A 20,989-nucleotide genomic window follows, 5' to 3' on the forward strand; every position below is an offset into this window, starting at 1 on the left:
GCTTGGCCGGTTCCACCGTCTTCGCGACGACTCTCGCAGAACGGTTCTTCGTCACAGGTTTTTTAGCAGGCTTCTTGGCGCCGGTCTTATTTGCTGTGGCCTTCTTGCCTGCACGCTTTGCAGCAGTTCGCTTTGCAACTTTCTTGACCGTCTTCTTGACGACTTTCTTTGAAGATTTTTTGCTGGTCTTTTGGGCCGCCTTGCGTCCCTTTTTCTTGGAGGACACCGTCCCGCGTCGGGACGCTGCGTTGCCAGCCTTTTTGGCTGCCTTCTTTTTCTTCTTCGCGGCGGTTTTCTTGGCTTTGGCCATTACGCTTCCTTAAAATTCCAAACGGCCCCGACGGGCGGGCGATCACTCACGGGGTGCTGCAAGACCGCTGGCTGTCCGGTTAATGAGCCTGCGACGGGCGACCTGCTGTCGCCTCGGCGAGCATGCCAAATACAGAGAAAATCAACGGTTTTCGCTCCAGATTGAAGCCTTCCGTCTCGCGCGCGGCACGGTTGATCTTTTCCCATACCTCGGCAAGCCGTGCAAGGCGCGGCAGGTTTGCGCCCGCGTCCGGCGCATGCAGATGTCCCGTCAGCCAACGGTCTACGGTATCGACAAACGCTTTCAGCCCGACGCGGTCGTTGAGCGGAAGCGCATCGCCAAGCGCATGAAGAGCGCGCTGGTCGAGCTGTGGCAGTCTGTTCAGCAGGTCAAGCGTACGCTGGTGCAAACCCAGCGACTGGCCGCCGAACAGCGTCAATGCGCGCGATACACTCCCCTCCGCGGCTTCTGCTGCATCTCGCAGAGCCGGATCATTACGATCCTGTCCCGCGGCTTCTGCCGCCGCGCGAACCACATCGTCCGGCTCCAGCGGCCGCAACGGCAGTTTCCGGCAGCGTGACTGGATCGTGGCGAGCACCCGCGCGGGCGCGTGGCTGATCAAGAGGAACAAGGAGCGCGCCGGCGGCTCTTCCAGAATTTTCAAGAGCGCGTTCGATGCGTTGGCGTTGAGTTCGTCAACGGTATCGACCACGCAAATTCGCCAGCCGCCGACGGACGCGGCGGTCGAGCCGAAAAACCCGATAGTCTCTCGCGACTCGTCTACGGTGATGACGGTGCGCATCGTGCCCTTGTCGTTAACGGTGCGCTCCAGCGTCAGCAGGCCGCCATGGCTGCCGTTGGCAACCTGACGCGCAACCGGATGATCCTCATCGACGTATAGCGTATCGGCATCCTGAACGGATCGAGCGGACGGATCGGGATGCGCGAGCACGAAGCGCGCCATGCGATAGGCCAGCGTTGCCTTGCCGATGCCCTGGGCGCCGCCGATCAGCCACGCATGAGGAATTCGTCCGCTGCGATAGGCATTCAGCAAAGTCTGTTCCGCCTCGCGATGACCGAACAGAGCAGTTGTCTCGCGGGCGGCGCGAACAGCAATTTCAGGCTCGGCGTTGCGGGCGCTCATGCCTTGGCGGTCTCGCGCGTGGCCGCCACAGAAAACAGATGATCGCGCAGAGCTTTCCAGACCCGCTCGGCGACGGTCTTGGGATCGGCATTGGCGTCCACAAGAGCGCAGCGCTGCGGATCGTTTTCCGCAATTCGGCGATAGGCCTCGCGCAGCTTCTCGTGGAAGTCCCCGCTCTCACCTTCGAACCGGTCCGGAAGCGCGGCTCCTCGCCGCTTCATGGCGCGCTCCATGCCGATCGCGACCGGAACGTCGAGAATGATGGTGAGATCGGGCTTGAGATCGCCGATGGTGACACGCTCCATCGCCCGGATCAGCTTGGGATCGACCTTCCCCAACTCGCCCTGATACACGCGCGTCGAATCCGTGAAGCGGTCGCACAGTACCCACGTTCCCTGATCCAGCGCCGGGACAATTACCTGGGCAACGTGATCGTCGCGCGCTGCGGCAAACAGCAACGACTCAGTCTCAGGGCCGAACATCTTGCCCATACCCGACAGCAGCAGATGCCGAACGATTTCGGCGCCCGCCGATCCGCCGGGTTCGCGCGTGGTGATGGTACGCAGCTTGGCTGCATTCAGCCGTTCCGCCAGCATCTGGATTTGAGTGGACTTGCCGGAGCCTTCGCCGCCTTCGAAAGTGATGAAACGGCCCCGCACGGGCTTCCGGGCCTTGGGGACTTCGGTCATGTCACAGTTTCTCTGCGCCGGCGCGGAAAAGTCCGACAACGAGTTCACTGGCGCCATCGAGCGCACGGCGGGTCGTCGATCCGGTTGCCACGGCTTCGGCGGCCACCAGCGGTAACTCCAACGCGATGTTGCTCCCCCGCCAGACCTTCAGCATACCGACGCGTTGTCCCGGCTGAACCGGCGCAGGCACAGGGCCGGTATAGACAATGCGGGCCACCAGCTTGTCGTTGCCGTTCCGCTGCACCATGACTTTGACAGGCTCAGGACTTGCCAGTTTGACGGAACGGCTTTCGCCGCCGAACACCCGCGCGTAACCGACAGTCTGATCTGCAGCGAACAGCGTCCGCGCCTCGAAATTGCGGAAACCCCATTCCAGCAGTTTCTTGGCCTCAGTGGCGCGATCGTCGGAATCCTCGAGGCCGTTGACCACCACGATCAGCCGCATGCCGTTCTGCACGGCGGAACCGACCATGCCGTAGCCGCCCTCCTTGGTGTAACCGGTTTTCAGGCCGTCGGCGCCTTCCAGCATCGTGAGCAGCGGATTGCGGTTCTGCTGGCGGATCTTGTTCCAGGTGAACTCACGCTCATTGAACAGTTTGTAGAAGTCCGGATAAGTCAGGATGATGTGGCGCGCGAGCATGCCGAGTTCACGCACGGTCATCTTGTTGCCGGGGTCCGGCAGACCGTTGGAATTGGCAAAGGTAGATCTCGTCAAGCCAAGTTCCCGCGCGCGCTTCGTCATCCGCTCTGCGAAGGCTGCCTCAGTGGTGGAGAGGCCTTCGGCGAGCGCCATGCAGGAGTCATTGCCGCTCTGGATCAGCGCGCCGTGCAGGAGATCGTCGACGCTGACTCGGCTGTTGATCGCGGCGAACATGGTCGAGCCCCCCGACGGCGCGCCGCCCTTGCGCCAGGTGTTCTCGCTGATCCTGAATTCATCGTTGAGCTTGATCTCGCCCTTCATGATTGCATCGAAGACGACTTCGGCGGTCATCAGTTTCATCATGCTGGACGGCGCACGAAGTTCATCTGCATTCTTCTCGAATAGAATGCTGCCGGATTTAGCCTCGATCAGGATCGCTGTCGGTGCATCGGTGTCGTAGCCATCGTCCTTCTTCGCGCCCTGCACGCTGTTGTTGGCGGCTTGAGCCGCGCCCAATGCGACGCAGCCGATCAGGACCGCAGCACAGACACGCCAAAACCGCCCGCTCGGACGCCCGCGAAATCGGGGTGCTGTTTGAATGGCTGCCATGCTGAGATTCCTGAGGGTCGTCTTGTACCAGTTGGACTGATACCAAACAACGTGCCGCTGACCGCCCCACACCGAGAATTCCCCCAAAAAGAGGCAGAAAATCGATGTTGTCATCGCGATTGATTTCAGCCAACGGCATTGAAATTTTTGTGACCGAGCAGGGCTCCGGCCCCCTCGTCCTGCTTTGCCATGGCTGGCCGGAATTGTCGCACTCCTGGCGGCATCAGCTTCCCGCCATCGCCGCCGCCGGTTTCCATGTCGTCGCGCCCGACATGCGGGGATTCGGGCGTACCTCGGCGCCGGAAAGCGTCGAATCCTACTCTATCTTCGACCTGGTCGGGGACATGGTCGCCCTCGTCGCAGAGCTGGGCGAAACCAAAGCGATCATCGTCGGCCATGACTGGGGCGCGCCGGTCGCCTGGCACGCCGCTCTGTTCAGGCCGGACATTTTCACCGCCGTCGGCGGCCTCAGCGTCGCGCCACCCTGGCGGGGTCATGAGCGGCCGATGGAGACGCTGGCAAAGAGCGGGATTACCAACTTCTACTGGCAGTACTTCCAGAAGCCGGGCGTCGCCGAAGCCGAATTCGAGCGCGACGTCGATTACACCATGCGGGCTATCTCCTTCGGCGTGGACGATTCATTGTACCTGAGGGAGGGATTCGGGTTTCTGGGCAATCCGGCCATCGAACGGAAGCTGCCGGACTGGATCGGCCCAGCGGACCATGCGCACGTCGTCGAAACCTATCGCCGCACCGGATTTCGCGGCGGCCTGAACTGGTATCGCAATATCGACCGCAACTGGGACCTGACCGCGCCGTGGCACGGCGCCCAGATCCATCAGCCCGCCATTTTCATCGCGGGTGCAAAGGACTCGGTTGTCACCAGCATTCTTGGCGGCAAGCGCGTGACTGAAATGCATCGCGTGCTGCCGAACCTGAAGCGCAAGCTGATTATCGAGGGTGCCGGTCATTGGATTCAACAGGAGCGACGCGATGAGGTCAACGCTGCGCTGATCGAATTTCTGAAAGACGTAAGCGGCTGATTTCAGTAAAGGCCGCGAGCGGACATGAGACTGACGCCGGTGTCGCGTGGCGCATAGGCCGCGACCGGCCGCGTCGTGCCAGGCGCGTCCTCAGCGATCTGTGCATCGTCGGGAAAGCTGCGCTCGAACCGCCGTCCGCCCGGACGCGTGCTGCGGGCAGAAGCCGAGACTTCAGATGACCCCGATGCAACGTCATCTGCCGTATGGCCGAGCGTATAAGGGCGGCCGGCGGGCAGCGGAACATCTCCCCGCACCACCCCGCGCGATGGCGGCAGTTCGGGAATGAAGGCATTCGCGGATGCAATCCGCACAGTGGACGGCGCCGGCGCAGGCACGCCGGTCCGTAGCGTCGCCATCAACTGGCGATCATCAGATCCTTCAAGCGGTGCACGAGCGACATATTCCACACGGACACGGCCGATGCCGTTGTCCCGAAATTCGAGCAACTTGGCTGCGGTGTTGGACACATCGATCAGGCGGTTGCCGTGATACGGGCCACGATCATTGACGCGCACGATGACGGATTTGCCGTTCGCCAGATTGGTGACGCGCGCATAGCTCGGCAGCGGCAGCGTCGGATGCGCCGCCGTGAGCGAGGTCATGTCAAAGACCTCGCCGTTGGCGGTCAGACGACCGTGGAACGCGTCGCCGTACCATGATGCCATTCCCTCGGCGCGATAATTCGGGTCTTCTTCCGGAACGTAAGTCCGGCCTGCGACCACGTAAGGCTTGCCGACGCGATAGGTCCCGCCGCCCTTGGGAACGGGCTCGTTGAAGTCGACAACCCGAGGGCTGCTTGAGACGCCATATTTCGGATCCACGCGGCTGGAGAATTTGCTCGACGCCGCGCAGTTAGCCACCAACAGGCACAACGCCCCCGCCGCAAAAATGCGCGCGACCATCCCGCCAGATTCAGTTACGCAAATCCCCATAGAACCCCAATAGCACTTTCACCGCCGCCTTGCCTACCGGCCACAGTGGCACAAGCCCCGCCTTCATACGTTGCATACCTTAACCCATTGCTTGTGCGCCCAAAAAGGTCCGGCCCCGGAGGTGGTAAACCGGAGATTGATTTTTCCGGATTTAAGGCCTCCGCTGTTCATAATCCTTCGGATCGCCAAGTCAGCGGCGCTTCGCGCTGGGACACTAAGCGGTTACGAGGGGATGAACGATGGGCTGGATTTCGGCTTTTCTCATCACCCTCGCCTTGATTACCGGGGCGCTGGTTCTGATCCGGCATGCAGCCGGGCAGTGGTGGGACTATCTCCTGATCGTGGCGCTGGCGGCGCTACTGTTCCGGCCCCTGTACACGCTGGTCAGCGGTGACGTGTCCCGCTACCTGCCAGCGTTTCTCTGGTCGGACGGGAGCGACGGCAAGGATCAGATCATCTGGGCCAGCATCGCGAGTACGTTTCTCTTGCCGCTTGTCCTGTCAGCGCTCGTGCTGATGATCGCAAAATGGGTTTGGCGCATCAGCCGACGCTGATTATCGGACCATGCCTTGTGAACGGCCAATACCGCGGTTCGCGTTGACGAAGCACACCCCGCTGCCATAAAGAGGCGCACCAGCCACATCCGGCAGAAACGGTCCTCGAAGTCCGATTCGAATAGCGGGGGTGGTGTCAAAGCTTTGGAAGGGTGGCCGAGTGGTTTAAGGCACCGGTCTTGAAAACCGGCGTGCCTGCAAGGGCACCGTGGGTTCGAATCCCACCCCTTCCGCCAATATTTCTTATAAATATTTGATATTACTAAGTAATTTTAAACGCTGCTCTCGCCGCGTCCACCGCTACGTACACACAATCGCCGCGAGCCAGCCACGCCGTTGAGCGCGAGCGTCGCGACCCCGGTACTCGGCTTCTTTCAGGCTAAAATAGCCTGAGGCGGCTCTAAGCAGCGAACCCCGGTATCTCTTTTGCACTCTCGCTTACAACAAAGTCGAGTTCGAGTTCTTCCGCTCGCGTCATAAGCATCAAGTGGACCGGGTATTTGAGACAACAGTCGCGCAGCTCGTTCCTGACAATTGCGCAATCCTCGGCTTGCTCGCAAACCACAAGTAAATCGATATCGCTCACTGGCCTCTTGGTACGTGTGACCGAGCCGAACAGATACCACTTGGTCAGAGGGATAATCTTCGAAATCCTCGCCCTCTCGCTGCGGACGAAGTCAACTGCAACATCCGCTGCTGGCCTAGTCATGCCTTATTCAAACGACCGAAGAAGGGAGCCCACTTGAGAACTTCTACATCCATGTTCACGGCAGCTTCATCCGCTGCAGTAGTGGACTGACCATTTGGATTTGTAATCACCGCTACCGAAAACGGGCCGTAGCGGTCACGGGCAGCGCGGAGATGGTCCGCAGTGAGTTCATATTCGTTCAGCATCACCGCGATCAGGTCGGGTAAACCCTTCCTGCTTATGGAATAGAGGCGATCATGCAGCCGGTCGAATGTTGTCACCCGGCTGTGTTGGCGAAGGCCCCGCTCCACAAATGCCGTTTCACTAGGTTGAAAAGCTCGAACATCCTCCTCGCGAATGGCCCGATACAAATCGCCGAATGAACCTGTCGCCATATTGTGCTCAGCCGCGAGCTTCAATGCACCGCCCGTCCAAAATGCTTCCTTTGGTATGTTTGCAACGATCTCGACGCCTAGGTTGGGACTGACGACGGGCTGCAGAGTCTCTCTTTCAACACGCGGCGCGGATACGATGCCAGCGATAAAGGGCTCGAACGTACTGCGGGTCACTCGGATGACGCGGTCCGACAGGACCTCAACTTCCGAAACGTCTTCGGCTTCTCTCAGAGAAGTCGCGACCCATTCAGTGGTGCTTCGCGGGCTACGAGCCACTGGCTTCCTCCAAAAGTATTTTATTCATGCCATTAGGAAATCGCTGCGCAACATTCCCGCCCTCACCGAGATGTTTTACTTCCAGATCATCAACGTGCTGCCGGAACGCTTCAAGAACGCCGCTCTCACCCTTGTTTAAGTGACGTCGGTTCGCATCAAGTATAGCTAATACCTTCCGGTTGTTCGGCAGAATGATCGAACGCATCTTGCGCTGCCAAGCCTTAGCATCGTCGCTTTCGGGATTTTCACGATAATCATTATCGGGTCCGTACTTCTCGAAAATCGCTCGGTTCTCAGCGAGCGCCGGTTCGAGAGCCTTTCGTGCGGTCGCGCGATCTGAATACTCGAAGGCACCGAAAAGCGCCGCGATGCGCTCGACGTGCTTGCGTTTCCAGTCCTGCATAAGCGCATCCGGAAAATCCTCAGGGACCTTATCGACCATGGTGTGGCAATTTGCGCAAAGCAAAATCAGATTGCCATACGCGCCCTTATCTTCTTGCGATACCGAAGCGTCGCCACGAGGGCCATCGCCACTCGCCGCGATGATATGCGCCATTTCGGCTAAGTGAATATTCTTCGAGCCTGTATCAACGAAAAGCCGGTTCGCACAATCAGGTCTTTGGCAATATCCGCCGGAGTCAGCAAACAACCTCAGCTTTGTTTGCGTATCTGGATTGGCCTGTCCTCGGCTGCAACTCATAGCTAGCAATCCAATTCCACGGTTGACTGAACAATCATATGGTCGGGGCTAAATCTGGCGCAATAGAACAACTTTGTTTCTCAGACCGTAGATACAGGCGTATCAGGAAACCAGAGCATTTTCACCGCTCGACGGCAGAAAATGAGCAATGGGGATGTTCTTGAGAAACGGCCCGGATCCGTAGTTCTGGATAAACGCCTGAACGCATAAGCTACCCGATGCATCATAGGCGTTCGCGCGCCAGTGAACTTGTCCGGTACGGCGGTCGTCGGGTCCCCATTCTTGCCGCCGCTCCCCGAAACGCTTGTTCAGGCTATGACGACCTAGCCGCTCAATATCAACGTCGCGCAAAATGAGATGCTTCTGCCAGAAGGCGCGGAAGTCGAACGCGAGCAAATCCGCGATGCTGGCAATACCAATGTCGCGTACGGCGCGAGTTGAGCAAATCCGATATTCGATATGCAGGCAATCGACCTCGCCGGTGACCGGGCTGGGTTTCGAGATGTACCCGCTGACGTATTTGCCATTCCAGCGGCGGCCGGTGGACATGCCGCCGTTGTCAAACTCAACGGACTCATGCTTGCCGTTCCAAAGCTGCACGAAGCATCGCTTGAACGCGGCGAACGCCTTCCTCAAGATCTGTTCGTCGGGAAGAATGATGTCGAGCGCGATTTCGAGATAGACGATCCGTGGCGGATTACGGTCACGCTTCGGCAAAGCGCCGTTGCTTTTCGGTATGCGGTCATCGCGTGAGGCGAGGAATGTGAGGGCCACGAGGTTTGCGCCGACAACCTGAACCTGCTCGCGGTAGGGAAAGATGTTCAACTGACGGAATGCGCCGTTCGCATCTCTTATCCATTCGCCATGATAACGAACGTCGAGGCTTTGGCAGTTGTCCGCGAGATGCTGACGTTCTTCCGGTGTCAGCTTTCGCTTGAAATGAGAACGACCGGAGTGCGCGTAACCGTAAACATCGAGCGGCGCGAGCGCGGCAAGTATGTCGGCGGCGGTGGGCGCGGCGCGAGTCGAGCGGCGGACCCGGTCTGGTTTTGGTGGGGTCGCCGCGCGCATGAAGGCCCTTCCGAGGCTGAATTTTTACAGTGATGCCCGGCCCCGCCGGGGTCCGGGAAGTTCAAGAAACACCGGCTAGCCGGGCCTTCTTTGAGCGCCGCATCCCGATTTCGGGGGTTCTCCCCGGCCTCAGAACGCGGTTTGTCGGGGCACACGCGGCCGCTGAGGGGCCTTCCGGCCCGGCCTGCGGCAACGTCCTGACCGGGAGCCTCGAAAGCGGCCGTCCGTTCGCGACAAGCCGTTCTCAAAAATCCCGCTTTGCGGGACCTTCAGGCGAACGCAACCGGCGGGTGCGCTAGGGTACTTCACCCGCCGGTCACGGCGCGCGAAGGAAGCCCCGCCGCGCGCTAGGTGTTCGCCGCGCTTCAAAGGAGTCCCAAGCCGCGAACGTGTCAGCGGTTAGTTTCTATGTCGAGGCCACTCACTGACTAACGCCTCGGCAGCGCAGGTAGTTGTCAGACCCCGCTGCTAGCATCCGCTGAGAGACGGCGTTACTGACCCCAGCGAATTCGATTACGCGGCGGCCGTGCGAGCGGTTTCCTTCTTCATGATCTTGACCGATAGGACCGCGCAGGGATCGGCTGTGGGGCGGCGGGCAAGGAAAACATCATCCTGCGCGGCTTCCGAAATTAAATATTCCTCGATGGACTCCAGTTCTCGCAAACGGGTACGAATTTCGACGAGTCGCTCCGCTCTCGCATCGGCGGTCATGACGAGTCGATGCTGCGCCTGAGCAGCGTCATGCGCCTCAACCATATCGATGACCTTTCGCAGAAACCTATCGCGATCCAGAAAGACCATCGCCGCTGCGAGGTTCGCCTTCGGCGTGAATGAACCTTCGACCGAAAAATCCAATTCGAACGCATCGCGCGAGATTTTCAGGCGCGGTTTGGTCTTAGCATCCAAACCGTCCACATATCGCTCAACCAACTTTAGCTTTTCGGTCATGCTCGGATGGCTGTTATGGACTGCGTGGTGCTCGGAACTGAGCGTCGCAATCTCTTGTCGAACACGGCCGATTGCACTCATGTAGGTTTCGCCATCGCCCAACGTCAATTTGACGGCGGGCGTATCGACCAGCTTCACGTCAGGGCTGAGGGTCGTCAACCAGTGCTCAATATGGGCGATGAGTTGCATCGCGGTCGCAGCCTTCGCGTGCTGAACACCAGCGTGAGCCTGAAGCCGATCGATCTCAGCTTGCAACTCTTTCGCCTCGACGCTCATCGCGCCCGGCGGCCTTTCGCTGCCATGGGGCGGTGGTGGCGGTGACGGCGCGTGTGCCAAACTGGCCCGCATCTCGGCCGCGCGCAAACTAGCGTTGTTCGCGATGGCCCTGAGGTCGGCAGTCCACGCGGTGAGCGCGTTCATTTTGGCGGCCGCCTTTTTTGTAAGGATGGCGCTGCTCATCGCGCTACACCCGAATAAGCGGCTTCGAGCCGACGATTGCGGGCCTCGTATGCATCCTCACGCGCATCGCCGGTATTGATCGGCGCGCGCTCAACATCGGCCGCCAGTGGCGGCACGTCGCGATAAGCGTTCGAAAGCCGCGCCTTCTGCGCATCGTACATATCCGCGCGGCGGTCGCGTTCAGCGTCGTTGAGCGTTACCGCGCCGGGCCGGTGCAGCGGCGCGGCGGACGTCATGCTATCCTGCAAGACGGCCCGCTGAAGCGGGTCCATCGAGTCCATGAACTGCACGCCGCCGAAGCTGATAGTCTCGCCATCAGCCGCCACATAGCCGGGTTCGACATCGCGCACGTATTTCCCGTTTCGATATAGCTTGGCAGGCTTCTTCATTATCAGGTCCTCGCTGAGCGCCGACCATCGGCGCGGGTTGATTTCGTGCTGCGCTGAACGCGCGCCGTTTTCGGCGGGCGACAGCCGCGCTGGCGGGTAGCTTCGGGAGTCTCGTTCTTGGTTGCTTCGATTTTTGCGTAAAGCCACGCCTGCACGTCTGACAGACTCCAGCCCACGCGCTTTGCTCCGAGTGCTATTGGCCTCGGAAATTCATCCTTCGCGATAAGCGCATAAATGCTCGACTCCGGCAGGCCGGTCATGCCGATGACATCGGGCAATCGCAAAATGCTGATGAGCGGGCGGGCTTGTTCTGAACTCAACTGTCGGCTCCATCGCTAGACGCGACAAAACCTCTATCCAAACCTAAGCACGAAATATTCGGCTATCTACCGGGCTTGGATTTTACCGCATGGGCGGTGAGCGCAGCGACCAGTTCGTTGGTGATCGAAGGCGCAAGCGGCCACAACTCATCCTGAATGATGCGTTCGATGTTTTTACTCACCTTGCGGCCATACGGATGTCCCCGCGAGTTCTTGCCTTTGCCGATCAAGCTGCCCTTTTTCAACGGTGGCTTCAGACCGCGCGCGAATTCCTCGTTCGCATGTTTGAGGACGCTCGCTTCCAACACCTCAAGTTCAGCGCGCGTGAGACGGCGCGGCTGGGGCAGGAAGCGGTCGCGTGCCGCGTGCATGAACCACACCGCGATTTGTTTAGCTTCCTGTTCCGCGTTCGCGGCCCCCGAAGGCCGACCGGCGCGGTGTTCTGAAAGCTGCAACAGCAACAGGGCCAGTGAGGCGCGGCCTTGCCGGGTGATCGGCTTGTTTCCGTTGATATGCTCGATCAGGTCATCCCATTCGCCGTCCCGTGCACGGATGACGAGGCCGGAAAGGTGGTCGAGCGTTTTCGTTTTTGTTGGCCGCGTCGGGCTGCATTGGGCAAGCACCTTTTCAAAGCGGGAGGACATCACGCGCGTTCCTTCTTTCTAAACGGCGTCACCACGCCATCACGCTTCGCCGGTGGCTGAGCGCAGAAGCCTTCCCAATCTCGCATCAACTTGCGGCGCTTCTCTAGGAGTACGCCCCGTCTATAAGCCCGTTCCGTTTCGTCCTTCACGACGTGGAACAGTGCCATCTCACTCACAATATTATCTGCCCGCGTGCACTCCGACGCCCAATCCTTGAAGGAAGACCTAAATCCGTGAACGGTGAAATCGCTCCGCATATCATGAAGCAGATTGAGCATCGCCATGTTGCTCAGCGGATAGCGCAGCTTGCCTCCGGGGAACACGTAAGGGCTGTCGTCGGTGCGCTCGCGAAAACTATCCAAGATTTCCAGCGCGCGTTTACAGAGCGGGACGAACCTAGGCTTGCCGTCAGTGATTTTGACATCAGCGCGCTCAGCCGGGACCGTCCACAACTTCGCGTCGAAATCGAACTCATCCCAAACCGCACCGATTGTTGCGCTGGTGCGGACGGCGGTGAGGACGGTGAACTCAAGCGCGCGGGCGCTGGTGCTGTTCTTGATGCGCAGTTCGGCCATGAACTGCGGAACATCCGCATACGGCATCGCGGGGTGATTTTTGACCGGCGCAACGTCCGCGCGCTTCGGCAGCACATGCTTGAGGTTGGCGCGCCAGCGTGCGGGATTTTCACCGGTGCGAAGGCCCTCGACCTTTGCCGCATCCAAGATGTTCTCGATCCGTGACCGTATGCGGTTCGCGGTTTCGGTTTTGCCGTTCCAGATCGGCCGCAGAATTTTGAGGATGTGGCTTTGGTCGAGGCTGTCAATCGGCAGGTCGCCTATGACGGGGTAGGCGTAGGTCGTGAGGGTGTTGGTCCATTGCTGGCGGTGCTTCGGATTTTTCCAACCGGGAGACTGCGCCTTGATGTAGTCCGTGGCGAATGCCTTGAACGACACGCCCCTCAGTTTCTCAGCGCGCTTTTCGACGATGAGATCGACGCCGTCACGTACCAGCTTCCGCAGATCGGCGGCGCGTTCGCGCGCTTCCTTCAGCGTGACATCGGGATAAGCCCCGAGTCCGTGCCAGCGAACGCGCCCGCCGATGACATAACGAAAAATCCACGAGCGCGTTCCGGACTTCGACACCTGAAGCCAGAGGCCGCCGCCGTCCGAATATCGCCGGTGAGCTTCAAGGCCATGCTTCAGCTTCGCTGAGGTCAATCGGTGCAGGGCGGTATTCGTGGCCATGGAAAATCCCAACGTACATGTCTACGTACACGCGAGCGCGCGCAGTGGTGAAAACCCCTTAGAGCTAGCTGGACGATAAAGTCAATGAAAACGGGGTGTTAGTGCGGCCTCAGTGTTCTAGCTGGTTCTAGCCAGATATAGAATAGGCGGACACCCCTTCCGCCAAGCTTTAGCCGTTCGAATGGTTCGCCAGTTTCTGCCATATCTACGCGGCAGATCCGCGCGCGGAAGTGATGGTCAGCATGGAGAATATCTCGGAGATCGGAACATGAAACCTGATCGGCTTCAGCTTTAGCTGGAAGGTCATGATCGGTTCGTGGCAACGCAGCCCCTTCCCGCCCTTTACCAGACCCAGATCGCGTATCAGCTTAAAGGTTTTACCGTCAGCCATTCGCACAAGACGAACATTCTCAAAATAACTGAGCATTCGCGCTCTCCTTGTCCCAAGAAGAGCAGCGGTTCATTACGATTCGGTCAATGCTTGACCGCGATAGAATCGGCTTCCGACTGCCATCCAACAGCGAACCTCCGTCATCGATGGTCCCTCACTAATCTGGCGACAATACTTCCGCTTACTGCGCCCCTGTCTCCTTGTCGAACTTATGCGCCAGCCAGGACGAAATCGTCGCAGGTATAAATCCAACGAGCCCGTAGAGCGCATAGTGCTTAAGGCCGGTCTCGGTGCCCAATGTTCCATACAGGAACGCCGTCGCCGCAAAGGCAACGAGGCCGGTCAATAACATCCGAACACTCGGCTTGATGGATCTGACATGCAAAAGAATGTCATCGACCGCGCCAATCATCAGGGCGGGAATGAATCCGAAAAGATAATTGTAGGGCACGGTCTTGACGACAACCGTCAACAGATTTCCGAGAACATTGGGCTTGTCCCAGTATCCGGCAGGCGCACCGAGCACGAGAAGGAAAAAGCCTGCGACCAGCGGCCCTATCGCCGCGAAAATGACGTATCGTTTCATCCCACCCCACCCGCTCTGCCCCAGTTTCCGCGCATGCAAACTGTCCGGCAATATCGCCCCATAAGAAAACGAGATAAGAACGCGCGCAAGCAGCAGTTTCGTTTCATCCTCGCATGTCCAAGAGTGCGCGCCTGCCGGAAAATGACGCGGAAAGCCGCCGCCCTGGTGTGCTGGCCACACGGTGATGGTTAACGAATCCCTAAACGCCCTTGCCCCGTCTTCGGGCTTTGATTCAAATTTTCAGAAACGTCCGCCGGGTATAAACACGCCTCAAGCAGGAGAGATGCCGATGGTCGTCTTCAAGAAAGAAGCCCGCAAACCCCGTCACAGCATGCGATATCACGCATGGATGCTGCTCGATGGCGGATTTGCAAAACGCCACTGCACGATCCTCGATCTGTCGTCCACCGGCGCGCGTATCAAACTGACCGACAGTGGATCGATCACTAGCGACCTCAGCCTTGTGCTTACCGGCGACGTGAGGAAGGTGACGCGCTGCCGGCTCGTCTGGCGGAAGGAGTCAGTTATCGGCGTCGAATTTATTGAACGGACCTGACGGGAAGCCGCTCCACTCACCCTTAATGGCGAATACGCTTCTTCCTGGCCACAGGCGCGCCGGCATCCGGGGTTTGGCTCCGGCTCCATCCCAAACGCCAGTTCGCCAAACACGGTCCGCCCAGCCCTGCGCCCTCGCCTGGCATTGCGCCGTTGTTGAATAATAGCACCGCTCGGTCGCGCCCCATGGATCCCCCATGGATCCCCCTTGGATTCGAACGGTTAGGAACGGCGGACATACGATATCAAACATCGCCATCTCTCAAGGGATCCTGCCGTGTCATGCAATCACGGTTCGGGGAACACAGTTGCGACGAAGACGTTGAAGGATGAGACATGCACGGACCGCAGGGCCGGCCCGCAATTGATTTTGCAATGCAGCAATTCGGCGCGAATCCTGCTTGAATGACAGGTGCTGCCGGGCTTCAAATCAAGGAAGTGTCCCATGGACCTGTCATTGACTGCTGCCGATCTTGCTTTTGTCCTGTGCGGATTGATTGCGATGCTTGGGATGCTGCTGGTGTGGGCCATCCGAACGGCCGACCAGTGGATCGTCCTCCAGCGCCCTGCCAAGATCAGGAGCAACCGTGAGCGATCCGGATCATAGCAACCGCAAGCGCAACCAGAAAATCGCGGAGAACGAAGCCGCGCGCGAATTGACCGGCGACGTCCGGTTGAGCACTTGGGCTATCGGTATGGCGATCGTGATCGCGCTGATCATTCTGGCGATCTTTCTGAAGCGATAGCTCGAGTACGAAGCACAACCGATCGCACCCAGAAGCCGTGGCCGAGCTTCAAGCCGACCGTGCTATTTATTGAAGGTCATGTCCACGCATTTCAGCACATCCGGCCCCACGCCGACATTAAGCAGAATGCACCCTCTCGCAGCGAGCTTGGTGGTATCGCTGGTCCAGATTGCGGTGCCACCCGATCCGAAGAACGCATTGGTGTTCGGCGGCTCGGTTTCGGTCGCATCGAACGCATAAGTCGAGTCGCCCGGGAAGATGCGCGCCTTCAGGCTGCACGAACCATCGGTATCGACTTTGAGAACTTCCTTGTTGTCGCGCGTCACGCCGACACTCACCTGACAGCGATAAAACTCCGACGTCCGCGAGTTGAAAAGATACGCATAGGATTTGCAGTTGATGTTCTGGAGCTTGCCGGCGTTGAGTCCTCGACCGCAGGCGATCCGCTGGTTATTGCTGAGCTTGATAATGTCATCGGCAGCGCGTGCTTCGCCGATAGCGGCAAAAGCGGACAGCGCCAGAGCAGGAATGAGTCCAAGAAATAACCCCGAAAGCATCTTCATCGAACGTCCCCTATGCGCCTGCGCGTCGCAGCAAATCGTGCCGGGCGCCGCGCTCCTGATAACTGTAGGACATGATGCCGAAAAGCGGAAACTGGTTTTCGGAGTTATCACGCCCCAACAAAAGCGTTTGAACAGCGGCCGGCCTGCGATCACGCTCCGGCCAGCGCCTGCGATCTTTGTTGTTCGACCGCGCTCAAGAGCAGGCTTTGCGCCTGCTCACCGATGGCCGCTTCGCGCACCTCCTGAATGGCATCGCCAAGCCTCCGCAGAGGCAGCGTGCCGTCACATGTCGGCTTGACCAGACCATCAATGATTGCATTCCACTGCGCGAGACCGTTCTGGTAGGTATCGCCATGCCCCTTGATGAGGTCGGCCGTTCTGACGACCGCGACGGTGGCTTCGGGCTGTTTCACCAGACTTCGATCGACCATATGAAGCCAGCGCTCAACCCAGACCCTCTCCCGTTTGAAGCGTTCGGAAAAGGGCCGGGTGACCCTTGCCCCGGCGAGCCATTTCAGCCGTTGCAGCTTGAAACGGGTTCTGGAACTGAAACGGAGCCGGACGCTCCTGCGCGACAATCGTGCCAGATGCAACCGTTGAAACAGATCCAGCGCCGGGCCGGCAGCCTTCGTCGGCAGCATCGGGATCACTTCATCCCAACGGAATTTTTCAATTCTGTCGGTGCTGGCCGGATTGGGCTGGGCGGTCACGCCTCCGGCTTCAACGAGTTTCAATTGCGCGATCCGGATCGGATCCTCGAAGTGCATCCGGTCCGACAGCAACTGGGCAAGTTCGGCAAGATTGGGCAACATCGGGCCCGCCGGTCCTATATAGCGCTCGATCCTGTCGAGATAAGCCAGAGCATAGTCCGGGTCTTGATAGTCGATCAGCGAGTTGACGGCCTCGCTGACGATGGGGACGACATCGGGCGGCAGACGCGCGGACAATCGCGCCAGCGCCGCGCGCGCCACCCTCGGATTGCGTGTCTCCTCGCCGAAGTACCGCTCCTTGAGCAGCCGGAACGGCGACGGCGGGACTTTGACCCGGATCCTCACGACGATGCCCGTGCGCCACTGCTGGCCAGCTGTTCCTCAAGCCTGCCGAGATTCTGGAACAGCCGTGCACTGACCAGGCGGAGAAAGTAGAAGCCGAACTCGGGATTCTGAACGTAAAGCTCCTCCACCTTCTGATAGGTCACGCTGAGGATGATCCCGCCTTCCAGACATTCGAGCGTCTGGGTCCGCTTGTTTGACGGCGACAGCATACCGAGTTCGCCGACGATGGCGCCGATCGGAAGTTCGATCCCTGACTCCACCAGCCGGAAGCGCCCGCTGACGATGTAGAACATCTCCTCGGCTTTTTCGTGCTTGTAGAACAATATCTCACCGGCCTTGCATTTCCGCTCGGTCATGAACGGCTTCAGCCACGCCATCGATAGATCGCTATTAACGGACTTCTTCACTTCGCGAACCAGCAGCAACATTTCGCGCAAACGGTAGACGTTCAGCGGCAGCAGAATGAGATGCAGCACCATTACCGGGTAATGGTGATGCACGATCGAAAATGCAATCAGCAACAGATTGGTGAGAATTCCGAAGATGCGCAGCGGGATCATCGTCCGCATCGTGTAGCCGGCGACTACGAACGCAGACGCGATAAAACCGCCGGCGCCGGAAACGAGTCCTGACATGTCCATCGGAATCAACCTGATGCTGAAAGATATCTGGTATGTATTATGCCGCGCCGCGCCTTGCGCGACAACGGTTCTCACTCCTGATGTGTCAATCCGGCGTCAAATCTGAGTGCGACAATTCATAAAAATGGCATCTAGCGACGGCGAGCTTTGCCAAAAACATTCGCAAGCCTCGCCTAAATTTCTATTGAGAGCCCTTCCCTTGCGACCACGGTGCCTGGCCGCGCCTTCGCTGCGGCTTCCGCTATTCGGTCCATTTCGTCATCGTCATGCTCGGGATCGTGATGAAACAGGTAGAGCTTCCCGACACCGGCTTCATTGGCCAGCCTCACGGCCTGCTGCCAGCTCGAATGGCCCCAGCCGACATGCTCCGGCAACTCCTCATCGGTGTAAGTCGTATCGATGATAACGATCGACGCGTCGCGGGCGAGCGCTAGAAGCGCCGGATCGATTTCATCCGCGCTGAGTTCCGTATCGGTGATGTAAGCCATGGCGCGGCCGCCAAATTCAACACGGTAGCCGGTGGCGCCGCCGGGATGATTGAGCGCAGCGCTCGTGACCTTAATGCCGGGCCGTGGCGTCAGCACATCGCCCGGATCGAAATCGGTGAATGCGACACTCCCCTGCGCGGCTTCGATCTCGATCGGGAACAGCGGATAGCTCATCAGCTTCCGGACAGTTTCCTTCACGCCGCCCGCGGGCTTCAGGTTGCCCGCCCACAGGCGAAGCCGATTTCCCTTCACGAAAGCTGGAACGAAGAAGGGTAGTCCGATCAGATGATCGATGTGACAGTGGCTCAGAAACAAATCGATATCGACATGCGCCGCCTCTTCCGCCAGCGCGCCGCCAAGCAATCGCAATCCCGACCCCGCGTCAAAAACCAACAAATGTTCACCGCAGCGAACTTCAACGCACGACGTATTGCCGCCATAGCGCACGGTGTTTGGACCGGGACATGGAATACTCCCGCGAACACCCCAGAACCGCACGGACATTGTGGTCGACATGAAAGAACTCAATAAACCCTGCGCGAGAATTGCATGCGGCTGTCATATTCGCCAGCGCGATAGCGCGCGCTGTTCACCGAAAAAGGTCTTGCCAGATGACGGCGCGGACGATAGCGACGGCATTTCGTCTCTTTTATTTCGTCGTTAAGGCAAACACGCCATTCCAGTCATCGGGTGGGGGCGTCTTCCGGAACGCCTCGATACGCTCGGAATAAAGATCGTAGAACGCCGTAAAATTCCTGGCTTCATCGGCAATACGGCCCTTCGCAATCGCAGCGAGCGCGCCGTCCCAGTCGCGGCTGCGGTAACAGGCCAGCATCTCGATGCTCAGATTGCGCAGCCGCTGGAACTGGCCTGATTTTGCGACATCTTCCCGTCCCGCGATAGCATAGATCACCTCTGGCTCCTTCTTGCCCTTCACGGTGATGAAATCGAGTTCGAGGATTGCGAACTTGTCCTTCGCCGCCAGAGCCGTCGCCGAACCGGCAATGATCGGAACGCCGTAGGATTTCGACTGCCCCTCCAGACGGGAGGCAAGATTCACACTGTCACCCAGCACCGAGTAGTCGAACCGCAGGTTGGATCCCATGTTGCCGACCACGCAAGTGCCAGTGTTCAATCCGATACCGACATGCATCGGGATGAAGGGCTTGCCACTCTCTTTGGCCTCACGCTCGCGTTCGACATTCAGCAGTTCGATACGGTCGATCATGTCGAGCGCCGCCTCGCAGGCGTTGATCTGGTGCGCCTGATCGTTTAGCGGCGCGTTCCAGAATGCCATGATGGCGTCGCCCATGTATTTGTCGATGGTGCCCTTGCGATCGAGGATCGCGTTGGTCAAGGGGGTCAGGAACCGGTTCATCAACGAGGTCAGACCTTGAGGATCATGCTTGAACGATTCGGAGATCGTGGTGAAACCTCGCACGTCGCTGAACATGATGGTCATGTCGCGCTCTTCGCCGCCGAGCACGAGCTTTTCCGGCGACTGCGCCAGCTGCTCGACCAGTGCCGGCGACAGATATTGACCGAATGCGGAGCGGATGCGGCGGCGCTGGGCCTGTTCGCGGAAATAGCTGCTGAACACCAGCACCAGATAGATGGCCGTGCTGGCGAGCAATGGAAAGGTGAAATCGATCAGCAGCCGGTGTTGCGTGAAAAAGTACCATGACGTCGCCACCATAATGGCAACGATAACGGCTCCAAAGACCAGTAGCATGACGGCGCTAAGAACCGGTGCCAACCAGATGATCGCCAGCCCGAACAGGATTGCCGCCAGCAGTTCCGCTCCAACGGCGTAGTTCGGCTGCGACAACACCGAACGCGTCAACGCGCTTTCCAAGACCTGTGCGTGGACCTCAACGCCAGGCATCACCGGATCGAGCGGCGTGGTCTTGACGTCCAGCAATCCGACGGCCGAGGTGCCGATCAGAATCAGCTTGCGGGAAATCTTGTCCGGACCGATTGTGCCATCCAGCACGTCGGCCGCGGACACGTAACGAGCCGCATCATGTTTGGCGAAATGCACCCAGAGCTGGCCGTTGCGATCGGTCGGGATTTCAAACCCCGGCACGGCCACGCTTTTGACGCCGGCTTCGTCGGATTTGACGAGGATGGTGTCGGATTTGGTGACGATGCGCAGCATCTCGAATGTCAGCGAGGGCATCAGTTCGCCCTGCGCCTCCATGATCATCGGGACGCGCCGTACGATGCCGTCGCGTTCGGTGCGGATCGTGAACAGCCCCCGTCCCGGCGCCGCTTCCTCGAGAATGGGGACGTTGCGAAGCAAGCCGGGGAAGTTGAGCAGGAACGGGCGCGGATCGCCGCCCAGGGTCGCTAATCCGGTCAACGGCAGTTTCAGATCAGGCTGCGGCACAAATTTCGGCAAACCGGATTCACCGAGAACGGAAGGCGATTGTCGTAACACGTCGGCGAACACCTGATCGTTGCTGGGCAGCGTCCGCAACTTGGCGCGGCTATCTTCATCGAGATCGCGGAATGAATCAGCCACAAGGGCTGGCGACAGCCGGTCCGGCTCCGCAAAGACAATATCGAAGGCGATCGCAGCTGCGCCGAGATCGGTCAGGCGCTTGACGAGATCGGCGACGCGCGTTCGCGGCCACGGCCATTGCCCGAACTTCGCGAGACTCTTTTCATCGAGATCAACAATGACGACCGGACGTTGCGTCGTGTTACGCGGCTGAAGGATCTGATAGCCGTCGAAGGTGCGGACGCGTAATTCCTCTAGCGGAATCGGATCAGCCACGCGCACGCCGAGCAGCGCGATCAGCAGCAGGATACACAGCATTCGCGCGTAGCCGAACAGCCTCGCGTAGTGCCGCAGGCGGGCGAGGAAACGGACCGCCGATTTCAGGACGCCATGCACCATGCCGCAG

General features: G+C 59.1%; 25 protein-coding genes, 1 tRNA gene and 1 pseudogene. 6 read left to right on the forward strand and 21 right to left on the reverse strand.

The window, feature by feature from the left end:
• The first annotated feature begins 2 nt into the window (after positions 1-2).
• Entirely contained in the window at positions 3-323 is a 321-nt protein-coding gene (locus LVY71_RS22965; RefSeq protein WP_235100229.1) for a hypothetical protein, read from the forward strand.
• A 66-nt stretch (positions 324-389) separates the two neighbouring features.
• Here LVY71_RS22965 and LVY71_RS12610 read toward each other — a convergent pair whose 3' ends face one another.
• The 3 genes from LVY71_RS12610 to LVY71_RS12620 are packed head-to-tail and all read right to left on the reverse strand — an operon-like array spanning position 390 to position 3,392.
• Positions 390-1,454: a DNA polymerase III subunit delta' gene (locus LVY71_RS12610; protein ID WP_235100230.1), complete on the reverse strand. Its 1,065-nt coding sequence runs from the start codon at positions 1,452-1,454 to the stop codon at positions 390-392.
• On the reverse strand, positions 1,451-2,143 hold the full coding sequence (gene tmk / locus LVY71_RS12615; RefSeq protein ID WP_235100231.1) for a dTMP kinase: 693 nt from the start codon (positions 2,141-2,143) through the stop codon (positions 1,451-1,453). Before tmk ends, LVY71_RS12610 begins: the two co-directional genes overlap by 4 nt.
• A gap of 1 nt (position 2,144) precedes the next feature.
• A complete protein-coding gene (locus LVY71_RS12620; protein WP_235100232.1) occupies positions 2,145-3,392 on the reverse strand; it encodes a D-alanyl-D-alanine carboxypeptidase family protein in 1,248 nt (415 codons plus the stop codon).
• 104 nt (positions 3,393-3,496) lie between these two features.
• Here LVY71_RS12620 and LVY71_RS12625 point away from each other — a divergent pair, with 104 nt between their 5' ends.
• Positions 3,497-4,435, forward strand: coding sequence for an alpha/beta fold hydrolase (locus LVY71_RS12625; protein WP_235100233.1), 939 nt, complete (start codon positions 3,497-3,499; stop codon positions 4,433-4,435).
• A gap of 2 nt (positions 4,436-4,437) precedes the next feature.
• Here the strand turns inward: LVY71_RS12625 and LVY71_RS12630 are convergent, their stop codons facing one another.
• The gene (locus LVY71_RS12630; protein WP_235100234.1) at positions 4,438-5,367 is read right to left on the reverse strand and encodes a septal ring lytic transglycosylase RlpA family protein; all 930 of its coding nucleotides are present in this window, start codon (positions 5,365-5,367) and stop codon (positions 4,438-4,440) included.
• A gap of 239 nt (positions 5,368-5,606) precedes the next feature.
• On the opposite strand from LVY71_RS12630, the gene LVY71_RS12635 reads away from it, so the two are divergent.
• Both LVY71_RS12635 and LVY71_RS12640 read left to right on the forward strand, forming a co-directional pair.
• Complete coding sequence (locus LVY71_RS12635) at positions 5,607-5,921, forward strand: hypothetical protein (RefSeq protein ID WP_235100235.1); 315 nt, start codon at positions 5,607-5,609, stop codon at positions 5,919-5,921.
• A 146-nt stretch (positions 5,922-6,067) separates the two neighbouring features.
• Positions 6,068-6,157, forward strand: a tRNA-Ser gene (locus LVY71_RS12640).
• A 164-nt stretch (positions 6,158-6,321) separates the two neighbouring features.
• Here the strand turns inward: LVY71_RS12640 and LVY71_RS23050 are convergent.
• The 12 genes and pseudogenes from LVY71_RS23050 to LVY71_RS12695 form a co-directional block, all read right to left on the reverse strand.
• The gene (locus LVY71_RS23050; RefSeq protein ID WP_502797577.1) at positions 6,322-6,630 is read right to left on the reverse strand and encodes a nucleotidyltransferase domain-containing protein; all 309 of its coding nucleotides are present in this window, start codon (positions 6,628-6,630) and stop codon (positions 6,322-6,324) included.
• The gene (locus LVY71_RS12645; protein ID WP_235100236.1) at positions 6,627-7,280 is read right to left on the reverse strand and encodes a hypothetical protein; all 654 of its coding nucleotides are present in this window, start codon (positions 7,278-7,280) and stop codon (positions 6,627-6,629) included. Before LVY71_RS12645 ends, LVY71_RS23050 begins: the two co-directional genes overlap by 4 nt.
• A complete protein-coding gene (locus tag LVY71_RS12650; protein WP_235100237.1) occupies positions 7,270-7,980 on the reverse strand; it encodes an HNH endonuclease family protein in 711 nt (236 codons plus the stop codon). Before LVY71_RS12650 ends, LVY71_RS12645 begins: the two co-directional genes overlap by 11 nt.
• 102 nt (positions 7,981-8,082) lie before the next feature.
• Positions 8,083-9,051: a hypothetical protein gene (locus LVY71_RS12655; protein ID WP_235100238.1), complete on the reverse strand. Its 969-nt coding sequence runs from the start codon at positions 9,049-9,051 to the stop codon at positions 8,083-8,085.
• Positions 9,052-9,564: 513 nt separating this feature from the next.
• Entirely contained in the window at positions 9,565-10,458 is an 894-nt protein-coding gene (locus LVY71_RS12660; protein WP_235100239.1) for a hypothetical protein, read from the reverse strand.
• Positions 10,455-10,847 carry a hypothetical protein gene (locus LVY71_RS12665; protein WP_235100240.1) on the reverse strand — a complete coding sequence of 131 codons (393 nt, stop codon included), beginning with the start codon at positions 10,845-10,847 and terminating at the stop codon, positions 10,455-10,457. Before LVY71_RS12665 ends, LVY71_RS12660 begins: the two co-directional genes overlap by 4 nt.
• A 2-nt stretch (positions 10,848-10,849) precedes the next feature.
• Positions 10,850-11,167: a helix-turn-helix transcriptional regulator gene (locus LVY71_RS12670; protein ID WP_502797578.1), complete on the reverse strand. Its 318-nt coding sequence runs from the start codon at positions 11,165-11,167 to the stop codon at positions 10,850-10,852.
• A gap of 62 nt (positions 11,168-11,229) precedes the next feature.
• Positions 11,230-11,811 (reverse strand): hypothetical protein, encoded by a 582-nt coding sequence (locus tag LVY71_RS12675; RefSeq protein ID WP_235100241.1) that lies wholly within the window; start codon positions 11,809-11,811, stop codon positions 11,230-11,232.
• Complete coding sequence (locus tag LVY71_RS12680) at positions 11,811-12,764, reverse strand: tyrosine-type recombinase/integrase (RefSeq protein WP_235101560.1); 954 nt, start codon at positions 12,762-12,764, stop codon at positions 11,811-11,813. Before LVY71_RS12680 ends, LVY71_RS12675 begins: the two co-directional genes overlap by 1 nt.
• 24 nt (positions 12,765-12,788) lie before the next feature.
• Positions 12,789-13,055: pseudogene (locus LVY71_RS22970) on the reverse strand (Arm DNA-binding domain-containing protein); the annotation flags it as partial.
• 205 nt (positions 13,056-13,260) lie between these two features.
• On the reverse strand, positions 13,261-13,482 hold the full coding sequence (locus LVY71_RS12690) for a hypothetical protein (protein WP_235100242.1): 222 nt from the start codon (positions 13,480-13,482) through the stop codon (positions 13,261-13,263).
• Between the two features lie 145 nt (positions 13,483-13,627).
• Entirely contained in the window at positions 13,628-14,032 is a 405-nt protein-coding gene (locus LVY71_RS12695; RefSeq protein ID WP_235100243.1) for a DUF5413 family protein, read from the reverse strand.
• A 289-nt stretch (positions 14,033-14,321) separates the two neighbouring features.
• Between LVY71_RS12695 and LVY71_RS12700 the strand changes: the two genes are divergently transcribed.
• Positions 14,322-14,588, forward strand: coding sequence for a PilZ domain-containing protein (locus LVY71_RS12700; RefSeq protein WP_235100244.1), 267 nt, complete (start codon positions 14,322-14,324; stop codon positions 14,586-14,588).
• A 586-nt stretch (positions 14,589-15,174) separates the two neighbouring features.
• Positions 15,175-15,333 (forward strand): hypothetical protein, encoded by a 159-nt coding sequence (locus LVY71_RS12705; protein ID WP_235100245.1) that lies wholly within the window; start codon positions 15,175-15,177, stop codon positions 15,331-15,333.
• Between the two features lie 62 nt (positions 15,334-15,395).
• Here LVY71_RS12705 and LVY71_RS12710 read toward each other — a convergent pair whose 3' ends face one another.
• From LVY71_RS12710 to LVY71_RS12730, 5 genes are all read right to left on the reverse strand, one after another.
• The gene (locus LVY71_RS12710; RefSeq protein WP_235100246.1) at positions 15,396-15,896 is read right to left on the reverse strand and encodes a hypothetical protein; all 501 of its coding nucleotides are present in this window, start codon (positions 15,894-15,896) and stop codon (positions 15,396-15,398) included.
• A 149-nt stretch (positions 15,897-16,045) separates the two neighbouring features.
• On the reverse strand, positions 16,046-16,951 hold the full coding sequence (locus LVY71_RS12715; protein ID WP_235100247.1) for a DUF6537 domain-containing protein: 906 nt from the start codon (positions 16,949-16,951) through the stop codon (positions 16,046-16,048).
• The gene (locus LVY71_RS12720) at positions 16,948-17,592 is read right to left on the reverse strand and encodes a Crp/Fnr family transcriptional regulator (RefSeq protein ID WP_235100248.1); all 645 of its coding nucleotides are present in this window, start codon (positions 17,590-17,592) and stop codon (positions 16,948-16,950) included. Before LVY71_RS12720 ends, LVY71_RS12715 begins: the two co-directional genes overlap by 4 nt.
• Before the next feature lie 173 nt (positions 17,593-17,765).
• Complete coding sequence (locus LVY71_RS12725) at positions 17,766-18,596, reverse strand: MBL fold metallo-hydrolase (protein WP_235100249.1); 831 nt, start codon at positions 18,594-18,596, stop codon at positions 17,766-17,768.
• Positions 18,597-18,729: 133 nt separating this feature from the next.
• Positions 18,730-20,982, reverse strand: a complete 2,253-nt coding sequence (locus LVY71_RS12730; RefSeq protein ID WP_235100250.1) for a CHASE2 domain-containing protein — start codon at positions 20,980-20,982, stop codon at positions 18,730-18,732.
• Positions 20,983-20,989: the final 7 nt, after the last annotated feature.

Origin of the sequence: Bradyrhizobium sp. G127 (assembly GCF_021502575.1) — a bacterium.
GTDB lineage: Bacteria > Pseudomonadota > Alphaproteobacteria > Rhizobiales > Xanthobacteraceae > Afipia.

Excerpts from the sequence above, each read along its gene's own strand:
- LVY71_RS12610 (WP_235100230.1), bottom strand. The coding sequence starts at position 1,454 with ATGAGCGCCCGCAACGCCGAGCCTGAAATTGCTGTTCGCGCCGCCCGC.
- tmk (WP_235100231.1), bottom strand. The coding sequence starts at position 2,143 with ATGACCGAAGTCCCCAAGGCCCGGAAGCCCGTGCGGGGCCGTTTCATC.
- LVY71_RS12620 (WP_235100232.1), bottom strand. The coding sequence starts at position 3,392 with ATGGCAGCCATTCAAACAGCACCCCGATTTCGCGGGCGTCCGAGCGGG.
- LVY71_RS12625 (WP_235100233.1), top strand. The coding sequence starts at position 3,497 with ATGTTGTCATCGCGATTGATTTCAGCCAACGGCATTGAAATTTTTGTG.
- LVY71_RS12630 (WP_235100234.1), bottom strand. The coding sequence starts at position 5,367 with ATGGGGATTTGCGTAACTGAATCTGGCGGGATGGTCGCGCGCATTTTT.
- LVY71_RS12635 (WP_235100235.1), top strand. The coding sequence starts at position 5,607 with ATGGGCTGGATTTCGGCTTTTCTCATCACCCTCGCCTTGATTACCGGG.
- LVY71_RS23050 (WP_502797577.1), bottom strand. The coding sequence starts at position 6,630 with ATGACTAGGCCAGCAGCGGATGTTGCAGTTGACTTCGTCCGCAGCGAG.
- LVY71_RS12650 (WP_235100237.1), bottom strand. The coding sequence starts at position 7,980 with ATGAGTTGCAGCCGAGGACAGGCCAATCCAGATACGCAAACAAAGCTG.
- LVY71_RS12655 (WP_235100238.1), bottom strand. The coding sequence starts at position 9,051 with ATGCGCGCGGCGACCCCACCAAAACCAGACCGGGTCCGCCGCTCGACT.
- LVY71_RS12660 (WP_235100239.1), bottom strand. The coding sequence starts at position 10,458 with ATGAGCAGCGCCATCCTTACAAAAAAGGCGGCCGCCAAAATGAACGCG.
- LVY71_RS12665 (WP_235100240.1), bottom strand. The coding sequence starts at position 10,847 with ATGAAGAAGCCTGCCAAGCTATATCGAAACGGGAAATACGTGCGCGAT.
- LVY71_RS12675 (WP_235100241.1), bottom strand. The coding sequence starts at position 11,811 with ATGTCCTCCCGCTTTGAAAAGGTGCTTGCCCAATGCAGCCCGACGCGG.
- LVY71_RS12690 (WP_235100242.1), bottom strand. The coding sequence starts at position 13,482 with ATGCTCAGTTATTTTGAGAATGTTCGTCTTGTGCGAATGGCTGACGGT.
- LVY71_RS12695 (WP_235100243.1), bottom strand. The coding sequence starts at position 14,032 with ATGAAACGATACGTCATTTTCGCGGCGATAGGGCCGCTGGTCGCAGGC.
- LVY71_RS12700 (WP_235100244.1), top strand. The coding sequence starts at position 14,322 with ATGGTCGTCTTCAAGAAAGAAGCCCGCAAACCCCGTCACAGCATGCGA.
- LVY71_RS12710 (WP_235100246.1), bottom strand. The coding sequence starts at position 15,896 with ATGAAGATGCTTTCGGGGTTATTTCTTGGACTCATTCCTGCTCTGGCG.
- LVY71_RS12720 (WP_235100248.1), bottom strand. The coding sequence starts at position 17,592 with ATGGACATGTCAGGACTCGTTTCCGGCGCCGGCGGTTTTATCGCGTCT.
- LVY71_RS12725 (WP_235100249.1), bottom strand. The coding sequence starts at position 18,596 with ATGTCGACCACAATGTCCGTGCGGTTCTGGGGTGTTCGCGGGAGTATT.
- LVY71_RS12730 (WP_235100250.1), bottom strand. The coding sequence starts at position 20,982 with ATGGTGCATGGCGTCCTGAAATCGGCGGTCCGTTTCCTCGCCCGCCTG.